The 18097-nt window shown below is 59.1% G+C and carries 13 protein-coding genes; 9 read left to right on the forward strand and 4 right to left on the reverse strand.

Features of this window, described 5'->3' with window-relative positions:
• Window positions 1-144 precede the first annotated feature (144 nt).
• From ABDK74_RS03030 to ABDK74_RS03040, 3 genes are all read left to right on the forward strand, one after another.
• Complete coding sequence (locus ABDK74_RS03030; protein WP_346002656.1) at window positions 145-1563, forward strand: FAD-linked oxidase C-terminal domain-containing protein; 1419 nt, start codon at window positions 145-147, stop codon at window positions 1561-1563.
• Window positions 1564-1619: 56 nt separating this feature from the next.
• On the forward strand, window positions 1620-3119 hold the full coding sequence (gene mqo / locus ABDK74_RS03035) for a malate dehydrogenase (quinone) (protein WP_346002657.1): 1500 nt from the start codon (window positions 1620-1622) through the stop codon (window positions 3117-3119).
• 121 nt (window positions 3120-3240) lie between these two features.
• Window positions 3241-4059, forward strand: a complete 819-nt coding sequence (locus ABDK74_RS03040) for a DeoR/GlpR family DNA-binding transcription regulator (RefSeq protein ID WP_346002658.1) — start codon at window positions 3241-3243, stop codon at window positions 4057-4059.
• Window positions 4060-4082: 23 nt separating this feature from the next.
• On the opposite strand, the gene mntR is transcribed toward ABDK74_RS03040, so the two are convergent.
• Entirely contained in the window at window positions 4083-4574 is a 492-nt protein-coding gene (gene mntR, locus ABDK74_RS03045; RefSeq protein WP_346002659.1) for a manganese-binding transcriptional regulator MntR, read from the reverse strand.
• 167 nt (window positions 4575-4741) lie between these two features.
• Here mntR and ABDK74_RS03050 point away from each other — a divergent pair, with 167 nt between their 5' ends.
• Window positions 4742-6076: an Nramp family divalent metal transporter gene (locus ABDK74_RS03050; RefSeq protein WP_346002660.1), complete on the forward strand. Its 1335-nt coding sequence runs from the start codon at window positions 4742-4744 to the stop codon at window positions 6074-6076.
• A gap of 4 nt (window positions 6077-6080) precedes the next feature.
• On the opposite strand, the gene ABDK74_RS03055 is transcribed toward ABDK74_RS03050, so the two are convergent.
• Together ABDK74_RS03055 and cysG are read right to left on the reverse strand one after the other, a co-directional pair.
• On the reverse strand, window positions 6081-7037 hold the full coding sequence (locus ABDK74_RS03055) for a glutaminase (RefSeq protein ID WP_346002661.1): 957 nt from the start codon (window positions 7035-7037) through the stop codon (window positions 6081-6083).
• A gap of 142 nt (window positions 7038-7179) precedes the next feature.
• On the reverse strand, window positions 7180-8619 hold the full coding sequence (gene cysG / locus ABDK74_RS03060; protein ID WP_408874460.1) for a siroheme synthase CysG: 1440 nt from the start codon (window positions 8617-8619) through the stop codon (window positions 7180-7182).
• Between the two features lie 376 nt (window positions 8620-8995).
• Between cysG and ABDK74_RS03065 the strand changes: the two genes are divergently transcribed.
• Both ABDK74_RS03065 and ABDK74_RS03070 read left to right on the forward strand, forming a co-directional pair.
• Entirely contained in the window at window positions 8996-9583 is a 588-nt protein-coding gene (locus tag ABDK74_RS03065) for an HD domain-containing protein (protein WP_346002662.1), read from the forward strand.
• Window positions 9584-9735: 152 nt separating this feature from the next.
• Complete coding sequence (locus ABDK74_RS03070; RefSeq protein WP_346002663.1) at window positions 9736-12396, forward strand: hypothetical protein; 2661 nt, start codon at window positions 9736-9738, stop codon at window positions 12394-12396.
• A gap of 6 nt (window positions 12397-12402) precedes the next feature.
• Here the strand turns inward: ABDK74_RS03070 and alr are convergent, their stop codons facing one another.
• Window positions 12403-13506 carry an alanine racemase gene (gene alr, locus ABDK74_RS03075; protein ID WP_346002664.1) on the reverse strand — a complete coding sequence of 368 codons (1104 nt, stop codon included), beginning with the start codon at window positions 13504-13506 and terminating at the stop codon, window positions 12403-12405.
• A gap of 226 nt (window positions 13507-13732) precedes the next feature.
• Between alr and ABDK74_RS03080 the strand changes: the two genes are divergently transcribed.
• Genes ABDK74_RS03080 through ABDK74_RS03090 form a run of 3 tightly spaced genes read left to right on the forward strand, consistent with a single transcriptional unit; the run spans window position 13733 to window position 18038 of the window.
• Window positions 13733-15100, forward strand: a complete 1368-nt coding sequence (locus ABDK74_RS03080) for a lipopolysaccharide biosynthesis protein (protein WP_346002665.1) — start codon at window positions 13733-13735, stop codon at window positions 15098-15100.
• The gene (locus tag ABDK74_RS03085; protein WP_346002666.1) at window positions 15097-16227 is read left to right on the forward strand and encodes a sensor domain-containing protein; all 1131 of its coding nucleotides are present in this window, start codon (window positions 15097-15099) and stop codon (window positions 16225-16227) included. The genes ABDK74_RS03080 and ABDK74_RS03085 overlap by 4 nt, the downstream gene beginning before the upstream one ends.
• Entirely contained in the window at window positions 16227-18038 is a 1812-nt protein-coding gene (locus tag ABDK74_RS03090; protein WP_346002667.1) for a fatty acyl-AMP ligase, read from the forward strand. The genes ABDK74_RS03085 and ABDK74_RS03090 overlap by 1 nt, the downstream gene beginning before the upstream one ends.
• Window positions 18039-18097: the final 59 nt, after the last annotated feature.

Below are 18097 nucleotides of genomic sequence, written 5' to 3' on the forward strand. Positions count from 1 at the left end.
CGCAGGAACCCTGCCTGATCTTACCATGAAAACCCATTTTTCGACAGATTGTTTCATTCCATATCCCCATATTGATCCGAAGATATTTCCCAAGTCTGCAATCCGGCCTATGAAGAGCGCCCTTTCTTCATGCCGGACCCAGTCATGACCGCTTCTTCCATTTCTGCTCAGGACCGCTTGCAGGCCGTTCTCAAGGCCCTTCAGCCCGTCATGGGACAGCAGATCAGCACGGCCCCTTCCGTTCGCGAAGAACACAGCCACGGCGAGGCCATGAATGCCTCCTGTCTGCCCGAAGCCGTCGTGTTCGCGCATAGCACAGAGGATGTGGCGATCGTTCTTCGGCACTGTCACGAATGGCGGGTTCCGGTCGTAGCGTTTGGAGCCGGCACTTCGGTGGAGGGTCATGTCGTGCCACCCGAACAGGCCATCAGTCTCGACCTGTCACGCATGACCGACATCGTGGAACTGAACGCCGAGGATCTGGACTGCCGGGTTCAGGCAGGGATCACGCGCCAGACGCTGAATGTGGAAATCCGTGACACCGGTCTGTTCTTTCCGGTCGATCCGGGTGGAGAAGCGACAATCGGCGGCATGTGCGCTACCCGCGCCTCCGGCACGGCCGCCGTGCGTTACGGCACGATGAAAGAAAACGTACTCGGCCTGACGGTGGTGCTCGCAACTGGCGAAATCATCCGTACGGGCGGACGCGTCCGCAAGTCCTCCACCGGTTATGATCTGACCTCATTGTTCGTCGGCTCGGAAGGGACGCTCGGGATCATCACGGAAGTCCAGCTCCGTCTGCATGGACGCCCCGAGACCGTATCCGCGGCCATTTGCCAGTTCGAGAGCCTGCATGATGCGATCCGAACGAGCATGGAAATCATCCAGTGCGGCATTCCCATCACCCGCGTGGAACTGATGGACAGCGTGCAGATGGCGGCCTCCATCGCATATTCCGGTCTCACGGAATATGCACCGCTGACCACTCTGTTTTTCGAATTCACCGGCTCACCTGCGGCAGTGCGCGAACAGGTCGAGACGACCGAAGCTCTGGCATCGGGCAATACCGGGCTGGGTTTTGCTTGGGCAGAAAGCGCGGAAGACCGCACCCGTCTGTGGAAGGCGCGACATGACGCCTATTGGGCAACGAAAGCCATCGTTCCGGGCGCACGCGTCATTTCCACGGACTGTATTGTTCCGATTTCGCGTCTGGGCGAGTTGATCGAAGGCGTGCATCGTGACATCGAAGCGTCCGGCCTGCGCGCACCGCTTCTGGGCCATGTTGGGGACGGCAATTTTCATACGCTCATCATTACGGACGACACAGCCGAAGGGCATGACCGCGCCCTCGATCTGGACCGGAAAATCGTTGCCCGCGCCCTGTCGCTGAATGGTTCGTGCAGCGGCGAACATGGTGTCGGCATGGGCAAGCTGGAATTTCTGGAAACCGAGCATGGGGCTGGAAGCCTGAGCGTGATGCGGGCGCTGAAAAATACGATGGACCCACATCATATCCTCAATCCCGGCAAACTCATCCCCGCAGGCCCGGTTTACACGGGCTGAACTTTCGGGGATCTTTCGCCCTCTTTTCTTTCCAGCCCTTGCCGGATTTCAGCCTCATGCCGTCAGTTTCCAGCCTCTGCCCCGATGTCGCTCTGATCGGTGCGGGGATCATGAGTTCCACACTTGCGGCCCTGCTGCGCGAGCTCGATCCATCGCTGTCGATGATGATGTTCGAAACGCTGCCGGATTGCGGGCAGGAAAGTTCCTATGCCTGGAACAATGCCGGGACCGGACATGCCGGGAACTGCGAATTGAACTATACGCCCCAGCGCACGGATGGCAGCATCGACATTTCCAAGGCGCTGGCGATCAACACGGAATTCGACCTCTCAAGGCAGCTCTGGGCGCACTGGGTCCGCGAAGGCCGCATTGCCGATCCGGCCTCCTTCGTGCAGCCCTGCCCCCATATCAGTCTGGTCTGGGGGGCAGAGAACGTCGCTTTTCTCAAGGCCCGTTACGAAGCGATGCTCGCCCATCACTGCTTTGCAGACATGGAATACACCTTCGATCCGACCGTCATCGCGCAATGGGCCCCTCTTGCGATGGCGGAGCGCGATACGTCCCAACCCGTTGCGGCCACGCGCATCAAAGAAGGCACGGACGTCAATTTTGGTGCCCTCACTCACGCTCTGACGGACTCTCTCAAGTCAGATCGCAACATCGCCATCCACTATAATCATCGTGTCACCGGCCTGACGCGCACAACGGACGGTCGCTGGCGCGTGACGGCTACCGATACCGAAAGCGGCCACACGACCACGGTTCTGACGCGCTTCGTCTTCATCGGCGCAGGGGGCAACGCGCTGCCACTGCTTCAGACATCCGGCATTCCCGAAGCGGCACATTATGCCGGTTTCCCTGTCAGCGGCCTGTGGCTGCGCTGCATGGACCCGGCCATTACCGGGCAACACCACGCCAAGGTTTATGGCAAAGCCCCTGTCGGTTCGCCCCCCATGTCAGTCCCGCATCTCGATACGCGTGTCATTAACGGTAAATCCTGCCTGCTGTTCGGGCCCTATGCGGGATTTTCCACGAAATTCCTCAAAAGCGGTTCATGGACGGATTATTTTCGCTCCCTGACGCCCAAAAATATCATTCCCGCCCTGACCGCCGGGAAAGACAATCTCGGATTGCTGGACTATCTCGTGCGTCAGGTACTCCAGACAAACGAAGACCGCTTCAAAGCCCTTCAGGACTTTTACCCAACAGCCAGACCCGAGGACTGGACGAAAGTCGTGGCCGGGCAGCGCGTGCAGATCATCCGGCCGGACAAGGGGCTGCACGGAACACTGCGCTTTGGGACCGAGCTTGTAAAAAGCGCCGACCGCTCCCTCATGGCCGTCCTCGGTGCATCGCCTGGAGCGTCGATTGCTGCGTCCGTAGCTCTTCAGGTCGTCCAGAAAGTCTTCCCCGAACGACTGACAGAGGCTGACTGGCTGCCCCGCCTACGTCAGGTGTTTCCGGCCTACGGAATTGACCTGATAAAAGACGCCCAAGCCTGCGCGGCACTCCGGAAAGAGACTGCACATGTTCTGAAAATCACGGCAAAAGCGTAATAGTCACCTTTTTGGCGCCGGATTTCGCTCAACGGACGTTACACGTCCATGCGACTCTGATATGCTCTGTGTGATTTTACACTTGTCTGTTTGCTTTCACGCTCAGGAATCGATTTGACACATGACTGATGGTTCGGGCTCCGTGATCACCGCCGCCTCGCCGCAGAGTTCGAAACGGCGGGATAATTCGGCCCGGCAGAAACAGATCCTCGACGTTCTCCTCGAAGCCGGTAGCGCCACAATCGAAGGTCTGGCAGAGCGTTTCGGGGTCAGTCGCATGACGATCCACCGCGACTCTCATGCCCTCGTGCAGCAGGGTCTGATCGACAAGCTGCATGGCAGCATCGTTCTGCGCAACAAGGTCACGACCCAGAAAACGGTCAATTTCCGCCGCTCGCGCGCGACGGATCTCAAAGACGCGATCATCCAGCGTGCTGTCTCGCTGATCCAGCCAGAGCAGGTTCTGGTTCTTGATGACTCCACGACGGTCGCGGCCATGCTGCCGCTCCTGCCCGCTCTCGCGCCGTTGACGATCATCACCAACGCAGTCGGTGTGATTCAGGCTCTGTCGCCCTACCCGAACCTGAAACTGATCTGCCTTGGCGGCGACTACAATCCGCCACGGAATGCGTTTTTCGGGCTGGTCTGTGAACAGGCTGCGCAGTCGTTGCGGGCGAACATGATGTTCCTCTCGACGTCCATCATCCATAACGCCACCGCGTTTCAGAACGATCAGGACGTGGTCAAGGTCAAGCGGATCATGATGGATATGGCGGATCAGTGTGTTCTGCTGGTGGACAGCACGAAGTTCCGTAAGGGCGGCCTGCACCGTCTGGCATCCCTTTCGGAATTCGATCACGTCCTGACAGATTCCCATCTCAAGCCGTCCATCGCAAAAGCTCTGGCACAGGAAGACGTCAATCTCGAAATCTGCACCTGAGCGCAGATTTCAGACACGGAATATCAGGCGTCTGGTAAGCCCTGCATGAACTGTTTCAGGTTGCCCCGGATCGCCTTTTCAAACAGCATCAGGGTTTCGCTTCCCACATAATGCTCTACGCCTTCGGAATCGACGCGGGCATTTTCCTCGCTCACGCCGAGCGCCAGCAGAAACGCTTCCACAATCCGATGCCGGTGCCGTGCCTTGTCTGCCATTTCCTGTCCGGCGGGCGTCAGGAAAACCCCTCTGTAGGGCTTCTGTGTGACGTAACCCTCCGTCGCGAGACGGGCGAGCATTTTCGCCACTGTCGGCTGTGATACACCCAGACGCCCGGCAATATCGACCTGCCTGGCCTCCTGCCCTTCCGACAGCAGATCCGAAATCAGCTCGACATAGTCTTCCACCAGCACATTGCGCCGCGCCTCGCGATTGGCCCGGAAGCCTTCGGAATGGGTTTCGACATCAGGCAGCGTTTCCTTGGGCGCGGTATCCTTCAGGCGCTTTTTCCGTTCCATTCCCGTCCTGTACCTCTACCAAAAACATTATTCACGGCGGAATAAAACATTCCCGACCGCCGTGCCAGTCCGGGCGATCACGATTTCCAGATATTCCATATTTTTCATGATGCTCATCAATATAGCATATTGAATATAAATTGCAGATGGGATTGAATACATCCCCAATGCCAGACGCAAACACACCCCGTACACCATCCCCGGCCATGCGCCCGAGCCTTCCCGATGTGTTCTCCAGCATCCGTGTTCCGGGTGCGGAAGCCTCGTGGTTCAGCCGCTTTATGGCGTTCGTCGGGCCGGGATTTATGGTCTCCGTCGGGTATATGGACCCCGGAAACTGGGCCACCGACCTTCAGGGCGGCGCGCGGTATGGCTATACGCTGCTGTGCGTCATCATGCTGTCGAACCTCATGGCGATCCTGCTTCAGGCACTCTCCGCCCGTCTCGGGATTGCGACGGGTCAGGATCTCGCACAGGCCTGCCGGAACCATTTTTCTCCGCGCGTCAACATCGTGCTGTGGCTGGCCTGTGAACTGGCCATCATTGCCTGCGATTTGGCGGAAGTCATCGGCACGGCCGTGGCTCTTCAGCTTCTGTTCGGCCTGCCTCTTCTCGCCGGTGCTCTGCTGTCCATTCTGGACGCGCTGATCGTGCTGATGCTGATGAACCGGGGCTTCCGGTATCTGGAGGCGTTCGTCATCGCGCTATTGGGGATCATCGCGCTCTGCTTCGGGATTCAGCTTGTGGCGGCCGCCCCGCCTGTTCACAGCGTTCTGGCCGGGCTGATCCCCGATCCAAAAATCGTGACGACACCGGGAATGCTCTATATCGCCATCGGCATCATTGGTGCCACGGTCATGCCGCACAACCTGTATCTGCATTCCTCAATCGTCCAGACCCGCGCCTATGAACGCATCCCTGCCGGACGTCGGGATGCCATCCGCTGGACGACATGGGATAGTACAATCGCCCTGACGCTGGCGCTGTTCATCAATGCGGCCATCCTGATCGTGGCAGCAGCGGCGTTCCATAATTCCGGCCATCAGGATGTGGCTGAAATTCAGGATGCCTACAGGCTGCTCTCCCCGATCCTGGGACTGGGCATCGCCTCCACGCTGTTTGCACTGGCACTTCTGGCGGCAGGTACGAACTCCACGATCACCGGCACGCTGGCCGGACAGATCATCATGGAAGGCTTTTTGCACCTCCGCATCCCGCACTGGGCACGGCGGCTGCTGACACGCGGGTTGGCGATTATTCCCGTAGCGATCGTCACGCTGATCTATGGCAATCGGGGCGTAAGTGATCTGCTGATGGCCAGTCAGGTCATCCTGTCGCTACAACTGCCCTTTGCCGTTATTCCACTCGTCATGTTTGTCTCGGATCGGCGCAAGATGGGCGAGTTCGTGATTTCCATGCCCATCCGCGTTCTGTCATGGGGCGTGGCAGGACTGATCCTGCTACTGAATTTCAAACTGCTTTACGACACTCTGGCGGGCTGAGGCGTCAGGTCGGGTTGGCGACCCACGGACTGGCCCGAAACACCGACCAACCCGTATGCTGCACAAGCCGCTCCAGTGCGCGCGTTCCCAAAAGGGAATTGCCCTGCGCGTTCAACCCCGGTGACCACACCGCAATGGACGCCACACCCGGCGCAATGGCCAGAATTCCACCACCAACGCCGGATTTTCCCGGCAGGCCCACACGAATGGCAAAAGCGCCAGAGCCGTCATAATGGCCACACATCATCATCAGCGCGAGGATCGTCTGGGCATTACGCTCTGACATGACGCGTTCGCCGGTCAGCGGGTTCAGTCCACCCGTCATGAGATAGGTTCCAACCTGCGCAAGCTGCTGGCAACTCATAGTGAGCGCGCATTGATGGAAATAGAAATCCAGCGTGTCTTCAACCACGTTGCGGATATTGCCGAAGGTCCGCATGTAGTTCGCAAGCGCCATGTTGCGAAACCCGGTCTCGCGTTCCTGCCGCGCAACATCCGTGTCGATGTCGATCGAGGCCGGATCGTCCACCAGCGGACGCAGAAAATCCAGCAGGCGCGTCCGGGCATTTTCACGGCCGTAGCGGGACACCAGAATGTCGGCAATCACGATGGCGCCGGCATTGATGAACGGATTGCGGGGAATACCGTGCTCGTTCTCAAGCTGGATGATGGAATTGAACGCGCTGCCTGACGGTTCCTGACGCACGCGCCCCCAAAGCTCCTCCCCCATCGCATTGAACGCCATGCTGAGGCTGAACACCTTGGAGACGCTCTGCACCGAAAACGGAACTGCCGCATCGCCAACCGTGTGCGTCTCCCCGTCCATTCCTACGACCGCCATTCCGAAACGGTTCAGGTCCACCCGTGCGAGCGGAGGAATGTAATTGGCAACGGCCCCCCTTTCGGAAGCCGTCCGCATTTCCTCTGCGATCGAGACGATAATGGACGCAAGTGTGGTCATGGAGCCTCGGTGTGTGGAACGCGATGTGACTGAAAGGACAGGAGTTTCACAGGCTGCCCTAGCCGCGGACAACCCGCGCAGACATGAAGAGGGATATGCGTTCAAAGCATGGCTGAAAACGCGTACCTTCTCCTCATGCAGATCAGGGGGAAACCACCCGGTGCCGCACCACTTGCCCCACGATCACCAGCGCGGGCGATTTTACCTGTGCCTCTGCGGCCTGAAGGGCGATCGTGCTCAGCGTCCCGGTCAGCACGCGCTGGGACGGCTGCGTCCCGCGCTCCACGATCGCCACAGGCCAGTCTGCGGGCAATCCTTTGTCCAGCAAGCCGCGGGCAAGCTGCGTCAGAGTCGAAATTCCCATATAGATCACGACCGTCTGTCGACGATCCGCCATGTCTTCCCACGGCAGATCCAGAACCCCGTCCGCTTTCGCATGTCCTGTTACGAACAAGCAGGCCTGCGCACAATCCCGATGTGTCAGAGGAATGCCAGCATAGGCCGCACACCCATTTGCCGCAGAAATGCCCGGAACCAGCCGAAACGCGACCCCAGCCTCGACCAGCGCCTCGATTTCCTCTCCGCCTCGTCCGAAAATGAACGGGTCGCCGCCTTTGAGGCGCAGAACGCGCTCGCCGGCCTGCGCGCGGCGGATCATCTCACGATTAATGTCGTCCTGCGGTAGGGCATGCCGATCCCGCTGCTTGCCAACAAACACGAGTTCGGCGTCCCGACGGACCATGTCGAGCAATGCCGGAGACAGAAGATTGTCGTAGAGAACAGAATCCGCATTCTGCATCAGACGTAGCGCCTTGAGGGTCAGCAAATCCGGATCGCCCGGCCCTGCTCCAACCAGCCAGACCTCGCCCGGTTTACGCTCTGCGTCCAGAAGCGCGTTCAGTCGCACATCCGCGCGAACATCGTCGCCGTTTCGTGCCTCTTCTGCCCCCGGACCGTCGAGAAAATCCTCCCAGATACGCTTGCGGTCCTGAACCTGCGGATAGCGCCCCGAGACCTGCGCCCTGCGAGACTGCATATAGGCCGCCAGCCGCCCCGTTCCTTCAGGCAAAAGTGCTTCGATCTGCTCACGCAAACGACGGGCCAGAACAGGAGCCGCCCCGCCCGTTGAAACAGCCACACGCACGGCACCCCGACGGACCTGCGCGGGTGTGATGAAGCTCGACGGCTGCGGATCATCCACCGCGCAGACGGGTATATTCAGCGCATCGGCCAAAGCTGCCACCTGCCGGTTGACGTCCCGATTGTCGGTCGCGGCATAGACCAGTCGACAACCCGGAAGATGCTCCCTCAGGGCCGCCTCATCCGCCCGTCCGGCAACATGCCTCACCCTGCCGTCCTCAACCCAGCCCTGTACAACCGGATTGAGGCTCTCAGCCAGAACATCAATCCGCGCACCATGATCGAGCAAAAGCCGCCCTTTGTTCACGGCGATTTCTCCGCCACCCACGAGCAGAACCCGCGCGCCTGCAAGCCTGAGCGCGACCGGGAACCAACCGGTCTGCGGGTCTGATTCCGAAATACCTCCTGCAACGGGACCAGAAGAAATGGGCGACATATTCATCAGAGAGCGAGTTTCCGGATTAAAGGCTGTGACAGAGAAGTGTACCGTATTCAGCGACAGGCCGAAGGCAACGTCAAACCGGGAGTTGCGTCGGCAAGCGCAATAGTGACGCATGAAGAAATTCAAACAGAACAATTCATTAAAATGCTATGGTCCTGCACGAACTGGAAGCGCTCTGCTGCCCTTCCGAGATTGCATGCCCTGTTAAGGAGAGATGTCTCATGGCTGGATTGATGGTCAAAATCTTCAGATCTCTTCAACAGGGTCCCGGCTTTCTCATCCTGCTCGTGCTGCTGGCCGTTGCCTGCTTTGTGGGGTATTCAATCCTGTACGCGCTTGTCGGATAAGGCGTTCACCACAGACTGGATTTTGCTTCATGACGAAAGGCGATCTTGAAAAGCGCCTCGATTTTCTCCGGGAAGCCTCCCGGCTGAAGGATATCCTCAGACGGACCTATACCCACGGTGGGCAGACCGAAAGCACGGCGGAACATACCTGGGCGCTCTGCCTTCTTGTCATGACTTTCGCCGACCAGCTTGAAGGCATTGACCTTCTGAAGCTCCTCAAAATCTGCATTCTTCATGATCTGGGTGAAGCCATTCATGGCGACGTCCCCGCAATCTCGGCCCACGCCTCCGCCAACAAGGCAGCCCAGGAGCGCGAAGACCTGCTGACGATCATGGGCCCCCTGCCTGACGATCTGCAGGAGGAGTTTCTGGCGCTGTGGGACGAGTATGAAAACGCTGCCTCCCCCGAAGCGCGACTGGCAAAGGCGTTCGACAAGATCGAAACCATCAGTCAGCATAATGCCGGCCTCAACCCGGATGATTTCGACCACACGTTCAATCTGACCTATGGCCGAAAATACACCGACGCGACCGAACTAACGCGACAGATCCGTGACATTCTGGACGAAGAAACACGTCGCAATATGATGCGGAACCGGAACATGGTCGTGGGCTGAACGGGCGTTTCTGCTCGACATCTGAAAGCAAATCCGCCAAAATCGGCGTTAAACGGCCTTCCGTGTCGCGAAATCCTTACAGATTCGTGACAATCTGCATCCAATATGGACGTTCAGGCCCTCACGGAATGCAGAAGGATGCAGAAAAACGCATGGCAGATCGTGACCTGAAAACCGGCACCCTTCCATCCGTGAGCCGCCCCCTGCTCTACCCGACGCTCGGGCTGGTCTGTGGCCTCGGCGGTTTTCTGGTGGCGACATCTGCAACTGCACAGACGTCGAAAACTTCCGTTACGGCTCTGCCAGCAGCTCAGAAAAACGGCACAAGCGTTACAACCTCCACCACCTCCGTAAACGGCGGCGAGAAAATCGTCGTCAAAGGCCATAAACCCGCCGGGGCCGTGCTGGGGGACGCCAAAGCGATCATGCAGATCCAGTCTGATGAGATCCGCTCCTATGGCGTCGATACCGCAGCGGATCTCCTGACAGCCATTGCTCCCGAAACCCGTTCAGGCCGGGGCGCCACTGGAAATACGCCGGTTGTTCTGCTCAACGGCAAGCGTATTTCGGGCATGCAAGAAGTCAACGACCTGCCCTTCGAAGCCATTGCCCGGATCGAGATTTTCACCGAAGAAGAAGCCCTGCGCTACGGCTATCCCGCTGACGAGCGCGTGGTGAACATCATTACCGTGAAGAATTTCCGTGCCGTGCGACTGCGCGCTTATGGCAGCACGTCCACCGATGGCGGCGGAGACGATGGTGTTCTGGGCGCCAGCTTCACGAAACTCTCGGGCGAACGGCGGATCAATCTGAGCGCGCGTTATGAGGCGCAGGCCCGTCTGCTTGACATTGACCGCGGCGTGACGCCCCCCTCCGCAAGCGGCCTGTATTCCAACGCGGGCAATGTCACGTCCGTCAACGGTGGCAGCCTTGATCCGGTTCTGGATGCGCTTGTCGGGCAGAGCGTCACATCCGCAGGTGTGCCGTCACTGGCAGCAGGACAGACCCCGACGCTTCAGGATTTCACGGCCTATGCCAATGCGCCGCATGTCAGTTCAAACGCTTCCGATTACAGCCTGCAGCCCAGAACGCATGAACTGAGACTGAACGGCGTCTATGCCGATCAGATCTTCAAAACCGTGTCGGCATCATTCAATGCCAGCTACACCCACAGCAATTCCGAAAGCCTTCAGGGACCGGCACGCAGCATCCTCACCCTTCCGGCTGACAGCCTTTATTCGCCGTTTTCTCAGGACACGCTGCTCTACCGGAACTACACCACCGTCCCCGCCCTGCAACACACGGCGCATACAGACACCGTTCATGCCGGACTGAATTTCAACGGCGATGTCGGAGACTGGAAGTGGAACAGCACAGGAAGTTTCGACCGCTCAACCACGTCCACCAACAGCCAGACCGGCCTTGACCTGAGTGCCGCCCAGACAGCCCTGACCAGCGGCCTCAGCAGTTTCGATCCATTCTCCGAAGTGGACCGGAGCTGGCTGAACAACCGTCTGGTCAATCGCGGCCACACCACGGGCACGAGCGGTGAGATCACGGGCCTGCTGTCGGGCTCGCTCTTCTCCCTACCTGCGGGAGACGTCTCGACCAGCATCGCGCCGACCGGCACCCTGACGGAACAGAACGCCACGTCTCTCAGTCAAGGCAAGCTGCAACGCACCCATATCAGCCGGGATGTCGGTACCCTTCAGATCGACGGCGATATTCCCATCGCCAATGCGCGCAAGCATGTCCTGTCATTTCTGGGCAAGCTCGATGCGAACATCAACGGCGCTATCAGTCAGGTGTCCCATTTCGGAACATTGGGAACGATCGGCGGCGGCGTGACGTGGGAGCCTGCGCCTTGGGTCCAGTTCCCGTTTTCTGTCACCGATCGCACCGAGGCCCCCGGTGCCACGGACCTCATTGCTCCCCGGATCGAAACGCCCAACGTCACAACCTATGATTACGTCACCGGACGTTCAGTACAGGTGACGACGATTTCGGGTGGGAACCGCAACCTTCAAGCCGCAGACCGCCACGAAATCAGCATCGGGACGATCATTTCCCCAAGCTTTCTCGACGGCGCCCGTCTGCATGTGAACTACGTTCGGGACCGCAACCACAACCCGGTGATGAGCCTGCCCACCGCGACCGCCGCCATCGAAGATGCTTTCCCAGACCGCTACCAGCGCAATTCGGACGGAATTCTAGATGTCGTCGATATCCGCCCCGTCAATGCGCTGATGGAGAAGCGCAACGAGTGGAACGCAACATTCTCGTTTTCCAGACCTCTAGGGAAAAAGCCTGAAGGCAAGGGCGGAAAACATGCTGCGGGAGGACGGTATTACATTGTTCTGACACAGGTCTGGCGCCTCAAGGACACCGTGCAGCTTCGCTCAGGCCTCCCCCCTATCGACCTGCTCAACGGCGGAACCATCGGCGGAACAGGCGGCCAGCCGCGGCATGAAGTCGAGCTTCAGGGTGGTGTCTTCAAAAACGGGTTCGGCTTCCGCCTCGTGACCAAATGGCAGTCCGCAACGTCAACGCTCGCCAGCACCCATGCCAGCAGCCTGTTCTTCAGCGATCTGGCCACGGTGGATACGACGGCTTTTGCCGATCTAGGGGAAATTCCGCGCTGGCAGAAGCGCAGCTGGGCCAAAAATTTCCGGGTCATGGTGTCGGTCAGCAATCTGTTCAACAGCCGTATCCGCGCCCGCAACGGCCTCGGCGTGACACCGGCAGGCTATGAACCCGCTTTTCTGGACCCGCTGGGCCGGACTGTCTCCATCTCGATCCGCAAATCGGTCTGAAACAGGTCAACCCGCCGGCACATAAACCCGATAAAAGCGGCTCCCCAGCGCGGTCAGGACTTCATATCCGATCGTCCCTGCGGACCGTGCCAGCGCATCCACATCCTGCTGCGGCCCGAGAACCGAGAGGACATCCCCTGCTTTCAGGTCCGCAGGCGCCTCGCTCAGATCGACGGAAATGCTGTCCATCGAGACGCGTCCGATGACCGGAAGTCGCGTTTGACCATGCCAGACGCTTGCCTGCCCCGCCTGAGCGCGGAAGAACCCGTCTGCATATCCGAGACCAAGCGTGCCAATGCGCGTTGGTTTCGAAGCTATCCAGCTTAAGCCATAACCCACACGGTCTCCTGGCTGGATCGTCCGGATTTGGGCAATCCGTGCATCAAGCGAGACAACAGGCGCAAGAACACGATGCCCTTCAGACGGCGCAATCCCATAAAGGGCCGCGCCCGGCCGGATCAGTTCAAAATGATAGTCCGGCCCAAGAAAAATCCCAGATGACGCCGCCAGAGACCGTGGAACGCCGGGAAAAGCCGACGCCATCGTCACGAAACGCTGTCGCTGCATCTCGTTTGCGGGGTTGTCAGGCACATCTGCACAGGCCAGATGGCTCATCACGAGTTGCAGATTCAGTCCTTCGAAAAGGCTTCGTTCCGCCAGATCCTCAAAGCTCAGACCGAAGCGCGACATCCCGCTATCGAACTGAAGCGCCGCCGGGAAAGCCTGTCCCGCCTGCTCACACAACTGCTTCCAGCTCCGCACCTGATCAAGGCTGTTCAGAACGGGCGTAAGACCATGCGCCTGCGTCCTGCTCTCACAGTCCGGCATGAAGCCATGCAGCACGAAAATCCGTGCATGAGGCAGGGTTTTCCGCAGCGTCATGCCTTCATCAAGATGCGCCACGAAGAACGTGCCAGCACCTCGTCCGGCCAAAGTCCGTGCGACCTGCGCCACCCCCAATCCGTAAGCATCCGCCTTGACCACCGCCGCGCACTCAGCGCCCGCGCCCAGGCTGGCGACGAGATCATAATTATCAACAAGGGCCTTCAGATTGACAGTAAGCCACGCGCCCGCTCTGGCGGATGCGTCGTCCTGAGAGAATATGTGCATGGAGCCGTCCGCAAGGATGCAATGCTCCTTTATGGCACTCCCGCCAAACGACGCAACGGTCGTCGCCCTCTTTTCAGATCGGACATTCTGCGCAACAAGACGCTCTGGTCCGTATATGAACGCAATTTTCCGTCACAAAAAGTGAGTTCAGATTTTCGGGGAAACGCCTATTTCTGTTCCGCACTGACGTTAACGACAAGCCTGTCACGAAAGTTTCCATACATTGATGTCAGACGACTCATCGTCTTCCCAGGCAGCGAGACCCGGCGGTATCCAGCGCGTCATGAGCAATCTGGGTGTCCTTCTGGGAGGACGTGCCGTGAATGCTCCGCTGAGCCTTCTTCACATCTGGCTAGCGACCCACCTGCTGGGAAGCTACGGCTTCGGGCTCGTTGCGATGATGTATGCCTTCGCACGGACGATGGGAGATATCGTTGACTTCCAGTCCTGGCAGACTGTTCTACACTACGGCCTGAAACCTCTAACGCAGGGGGATCGTCGCAGTTTCCAGAAAATCGTGTCCTTCAGCCTTCTTCTGGACATTTCGGGCGGATTGCTGGGCTTCGGTGGCGGCGTCCTCATCAGTCTTCTGGCCATGAATTTTCTGGGCTGGCCTCCCCAGATCCATATCATCGGCGTCGTTTACTGCGTCTCCATCCTTTTCATGGCGTCCGCAACCGCGACCGGCCTGCTGCGGGTGTTCGACCGCTACGACCTGCTGGCCGTACAGGGGACCGTCGCAACCATCGTCCGGGTGATCGGAACCGCCTCGATGGCTTTGGGGTGGGCTTCTGTGGCAGCACTCGCCAGCGTCTGGATTGTCGCCGAAGCCGCAGCCTGGGGTACGATCTTCTTCATGGCAGCACGGGAAATGTATCGCCGCGACCTGATCCGCGGGCTGTTTCAGGAAATGCGCAGCATCATCCCAGAGCTTCTGAACGGACAGTTTTTCCGCGCCTATCCGGGGATCTGGCGGTTTGCGCTGAATACGAACCTCAACTCCACGCTGGCCCTTGCTTTCGGTCATATCGGCACGCTCGTGGTCGGCGCATTCGTCGGTCCGACCAGCGCGGGCTATTACCGAATTGCAAGCCAGATTGCCGCAGGAATCGCCAAACCTGCCACCCTGATCCAGACGACCGTATATCCGGAAATGGCTCGGCTTTGGCGCGATCGGGCCATGAACCGTCTGTATCGCATGACGGGACAGATCGCCCTGATGGCCGGAGGAATCGGGACGGCCCTGCTCCTGCTGACACTGTTTGCCGGGCGTCCGCTTCTTCAGCTTTACATCGGACATACAGGCGCGACGGAGGCCCTGCCCGTCACGTTGTGGCTGCTCGCTGCCGAAGTCGTGACCGTGTGGGGCCTGCCGTTAGAGCCGCTTTTATTCACGACAAACCGCTCGGGTGCAGCAATCGGCGCGCGTATTCTGGAATGCCTGTTCTTTCTCCCGGCGCTTGTGATGATGGTGCGCCAGTACGGACTGAGTGGTGTAGGCCCGGCCACGTTCTGCGGCGTCACGCTTCTGATCATGACCCAGCTTGTTCTCGTGATCCGCGCGGCCCGCAGCCCCGATGGTCTTGCAGCATGAAGGTGGCTTTTCCCCTCATCGGTCAGCGTCATCAGACCCTTCATGCCCTGCCCGTCGCGCTGGAGATTTCCGCCCGCCATCCGGATGTGGCAGTCCACGTCTCATGTCTGACCGTCAGCCATCTGGAACTGGCCCGCTCCCTCGCGACCCTTTATCCGGAAGCCCGCGTCCAGTTCGATCTGCTGCCCATCTCTCCGAAGCTCCGCCGCCGCATCGAAAAGCACGGCCTGAGAGTGGTGGACCGACTGATCGGCCTGTTTTCCTCCCGACACTATTTTCGGGGCTTCAACGCCATCATCGTGCCGGAAGCAACATCCCTGCAACTCCGCCGGATGGGCGTGAGGCGTCCGAAAATGATCTGGACAGGACATGGTGCGGGAGATCGGGCCATCGGATTTGCCAACCACCTTGGAAAATTCGACTTTCTGCTGGTTCCCGGACGCAAGGTGGAGCAGCGTATGCTGGAAAAAGGCATCATCCGTCCTGATGCCTATCATCGCGGCACGTACGCCAAGTTTGATCTCGTACGACGCATGGATGTAAAGCGGCCGAAGCTTTTTAATAACAACCAGCCGACGATCCTGTATAATCCACATTTCGTACGCAGCCTGTCTTCGTGGCCTGGAATGGGGCACCAGATCCTGAAATTCTTTGCCGGACAGGACCGCTACAACCTTGTTTTCGCGCCTCATTTCCGTCTTTTCGACAATCGCCGCGAAGAAGGAGAGGCATTACAACGTCAGTACGGGCATCTCCCACACATGCTGATCGACCCCGGAAGCCACCGGAGCATCGACATGACCTATACAATGGGTGCGGACCTTTATCTGGGAGATGTCAGCAGTCAAGTGGCGGAATTCATGATCCGTCCCCGCCCTTGTCTCTTCCTTAACGCCCACCATGTGAAATGGCATGGAGATCCGGATTATCAATTCTGGACGCTGGGGCCAGTGACGGAAAATATGTTGAATCTGGGCGACAAGATCGAGAATGCCTTCGAAACGCATCCTCGTTTTCTTGAGGCGCAGCGCCAATATGTATTAGAGACATTCGAAACACTGGGTGATGAACCCACTGCTCCCGCTGCGGCGGACGCAATCGTCGATTTTCTGAAAAGGGCAGCCTGATGTCAGGCAACCCAAACGGAGCTAGTCCAGGTTTGACCGAGGCCAACCAGAACCCAACCGCCAATCCCGTTCCGACACCAAGCCGATCCGGCCTGGAACGACGTTACGGAGATTTCCCCAGCTTTGCAGCCGCACTCGACTACGCGGCGCAGGGTGAGAGCGGATTCAACATCTATTCCGGTCGTGGGCAGCTTCTCGAAGCACTCCCCTACCGTCTATTGCGCGAGCAGGCTCGTTCCATGGCTTGCCGTCTGCTGGGTCTTGGCCTCACGCCCGGTGACCGTGTTGCAATCGTTGCGGAAAGCGATGGCGATTTCGCCCGAATTTTCTTTGGCTGCCAGTATGCCGGCCTCGTTCCGGCGCCACTTCCCCTCCCCGTCGCATTTGGCGGCAAGGACGGCTATGTGGCGACCCTGCGTGGCATGATCCAAAGCGCCGCGGCCCGTGCCGTCGTGGTCCCCGACGTGATCGGAAGCTGGACCGGCGATATCGTCGAAGGTCTGGATCTGGTGTTCGGCGGCTCTCCTGCCGATCTCAACCGCCATGCCGAAGCCCGCGTCGACCTGCCGGAAATTTCCCCGACCGCCCTGTCCTATCTCCAGTTTTCCTCGGGCAGCACCCGCTTTCCGATGGGCGTTTCGGTCACCCAGGCGGCTGGCATGGCCAACGCCCGTGCCATCGCCCGCGACGGTCTGCACGTCCATCCAGCCGAAGACCCGCGCGATGACCGCTGCGTGTCGTGGCTGCCGCTCTATCACGATATGGGCCTTGTCGGTTTCTTCCTGACGCCCCTGACCTGCCAGCTTTCTGTTGACCTGCTGCCGACCCGCGAATTCGCGCGCCGTCCGCATGTCTGGCTGGACCTGATTTCGCGCAATCGCGGGACGATCGCCTACAGCCCGTCTTTCGGTTACGAACTCTGCTCCCGTCGTAGCGGTCAGGCCGATCTGGACCTGTCATGCTGGCGGATCGCAGGGATTGGTGGCGATATGATCCGTCATCATATCCTCGAAGGGTTTGCCGAGCGTTTCGCATCCAACGGGTTCCGGGCCAGCGCTTTCGTCGCAAGCTACGGCATGGCGGAAGCCACCCTCGCCATCAGCTTTGCACCGCTCGATACCGGCATCCAGACGGACACGATCGATCTGCGTCGCCTTGAAAAAGATGGCGTTGCCGAGCCTTCCAATGATCCGTCTCACCCACTGCGCACCTTCGTGCTGTGTGGTGCCGCACTTCCCGATCACCAGATCGAAGTCCGGGATGCGTCCGGTCGTGATCTGGCAGATCGGCAGGTCGGGACTGTCTATGTGCGCGGACCGAGTCTGATGTGCGGTTATTTCCGTCGACCTGAAGAGACCGGAGAGGTCCTCGACGCAGATGGCTGGCTGAACACAGGCGATCTTGGTTATCATCTCAACGGTCAGATTGTTGTGACCGGACGTGCCAAGGACCTGATCATCATCAATGGCCGCAACATCTGGCCGCAGGATCTGGAATGGTCAGCCGAGAGCGAGATCCCGACCCTGCGTTCACGTGACGTGGCCGTGTTCTCGATAGATGGAGAAGAGGGCGAAAAAATCGTAGCCCTCGTCCAGTGCCGCGCAAGTGAAGATGCAAGCCGCAACCAGCTTCGTGACGAAGTTACGAGTCTGTTCCGTCGCCAGCACGGGGTGGACGTTGATGTCATTCTCGTCCCGCCTCGCACATTGCCCCAGACATCCTCCGGCAAGCTGACCCGCGCCAGAGCCAAGACCATGCTGCTCTCCGGGCAATTTGAACAGCAACCCGAAGCCACGTCTTCGGCTGCCTAAGCCCAAGTCACCGCCAGCCCTCTCTCTTGATCAAGAGAGAGGGCTGGCGAACGGGACGG

Source organism: Gluconobacter sp. OJB, from assembly GCF_039638275.1.
Taxonomy (GTDB): domain Bacteria; phylum Pseudomonadota; class Alphaproteobacteria; order Acetobacterales; family Acetobacteraceae; genus Gluconobacter; species Gluconobacter cerevisiae.